At 71.2% G+C, this 2,144-nt stretch carries 2 protein-coding genes; both read left to right on the top strand.

All coding sequences use genetic code 11. From position 1 onward, the window contains the following. Positions 1 to 1,561: tagaturonate epimerase family protein (locus tag ACV4UX_RS18855; protein WP_491594821.1), on the top strand; the 1,561-nt coding region annotated here is incomplete at its 5' end. Positions 1,562 to 1,568: 7 nt separating this feature from the next. After that, the coding region (locus ACV4UX_RS18850; RefSeq protein WP_491594820.1) for an FGGY family carbohydrate kinase at positions 1,569 to 2,144 on the top strand (576 nt) is incomplete at its 3' end.

Below are 2,144 nucleotides of genomic sequence, written 5' to 3'. Positions count from 1 at the left end.
GAGCATGGAAGCCATCAAGGCCCCCCTGGGGGCATTCCTCGTCCACCAAGGAGAAGGCCGGGACGCCCTGGCCAGCGCCCTGTCCGGCACGCTGGGTTCGGATGTCGCGGCGGCGTCTCTCGCGTCCGCCGGGGGCGGCGTGGCGGGCATCATGGACAAAGGCGGAGTGGAGCACGTCTTTTCGGTGACCCCCGGCGCGCCCCTGCTTTCCCTGGCGGAGGGGACGCTCGAGCAGGCGGGCGGCTTCTCCCTGTCCTTCGGGCGCTCCTGCCCGGCCAACCTGCCCTCGCTCCTGGCGGCGATGCCCGCGCTCACCCCGGGGGCCACCGGGCTCGCCCCCTCCTTCGGTTTCGGAGACCGCATCGGCCTGGCCACCCCCGGCCATGCCGCAGCCATGCGCGCGGCCGGGGAGGGCCTTGTCCCCATCTTCTGCCAGCAATCCATCCGGGAGATGACCCGCACCCGCCGCACCCCGCCGGAAGTGATGTCCGACGCCGTCTTCGGGGCGCTGCGCTCCGGCTGGACCGGCCCCACCGGCGCGGACGCCGACCACCTGAAGACCTTCGAGGACGTGGACGTGACCGCTGCGTCCGGTTTCGTTTTCTTCACCATCGACCCCTCCGACCATGTGGACCAGAACGCCGGAACGTACGACGGGGCGGAACTCGGGAAGCGCTTCGAGGCCATGGTCCAGGCCGGGCAGGGGGGCGCGGAGCAGGCCTCAGGGCTCTACGAGGGCAAATCCTTCGAACTCGGCACGGGCTCGGTCGCCTTCGACAGGCTGACCCTGTACCGGGCCGTGGTGAAGTACGGCCGCGCCCTGGACCACATCCAGGCCATGGCCGCCCACATCGCCAAGGCCCGCGCCGGGAAGCCCTGGGAGATCGAGGTCTCGGTCGACGAGACCGAGGAGCCCACCAGCGTTGCCGAGCATTGCTACATCGCCATGGAGCTCAAGCGCCGGGGCGTCGCCGTCGTGAGCCTCGCCCCGCGCTTCCCCGGGGCCTTCGAGAAGGGCGTGGACTACCGGGGCGACCTGCGCGACCTGCGCGACGTGCTGGCCCGGCACGCCGCCGTGGCCGGGCGCTTCGGCCCCTACAAGCTCTCCCTGCACAGCGGATCGGACAAGTTCGGGGTCTACCCCCTGCTCGCCAAGGCCACGGGGGGCGTCTTCCACGTGAAAACCGCCGGGACCAGCTACCTGGAGGCCCTGCGCGTGGCCTGCCGGACCGATCCGGACCTGTTCCGCGAAATCGTGGAGTTCTCCCGCGCCCGCTTCGACACGGACAAGGCCAGCTACCACATCTCGGCCGTGCTGGACGGTTCGCCCTCGCCGGAGCGTCTCGACAAGGGCGTGCTCGAAGCGGCCTACCTCGGCTACGACAACGGCCGCCAGATTCTGCACGTCACCTTCGGTTCGGTGCTCACCACCCCGGGGGCGGAGGGCAGGCCTTCCTTCAGGGAGCGACTGGCGGCCCTGCTCAAGGAGCACCGCGCCCTGCACGAGGAAGTGCTCCGCACCCACTTCGAGCGCCACCTGCGACCCCTTGCGGGGGCCTAGGCCGGGCATGGAGAGCATCCCGCCCTCAAGGGCCGCCTCCCCCTTGGTGCTGGCCCTCGACGTGGGCTCCACCACCACCCGCGCCGGAGTGTTCGACGCGGGCGGCAGGCTGGTGGAGGGGCTGGCCGCCGCCGCGCCCACCGTCCTGCGCAACGACCCGGACGGCCAGAGCACCGCCGACCCCGACGCCCTGCTGGACGGACTCTTCGCCTGCATCGACCGTGTGCTGGCCGATGCGGGCGACATGGCCCGCTCCATCAAGGCCGTCGGCGGGTGCTCCTTCGTGTCCAACCTCATGGCCGTGGACCGCGACGCGAGGGCCTTGACCCGGCTCTCCACCTACGCCGATCTGAGTTCCGCCAGAGAGGCGGAATTCCTGCGCCGCGAGCTGGACGAGGAGCGCTTCAGGCAGCGGACAGGATGCCGCTTCCACCCCAGCTACGCCGCACCGCGCCTGTTGCACCTCAAGCGTCACCGGCCCGAGGTGTTCCGCGCGGCGGCACGGTTCGTCACGCTGGGCGAGTATCTGGAGCTGACCCTCTTCGGGAGGGCCCGCGTCAGTTACAGCGCGGCCTCCTGGTCG

Source organism: Fundidesulfovibrio sp. (genome assembly GCF_058402725.1).
The sequence above is the reverse complement of the archived record's forward strand: the minus strand, read 5'-3'. Positions and strand labels throughout refer to the sequence as shown.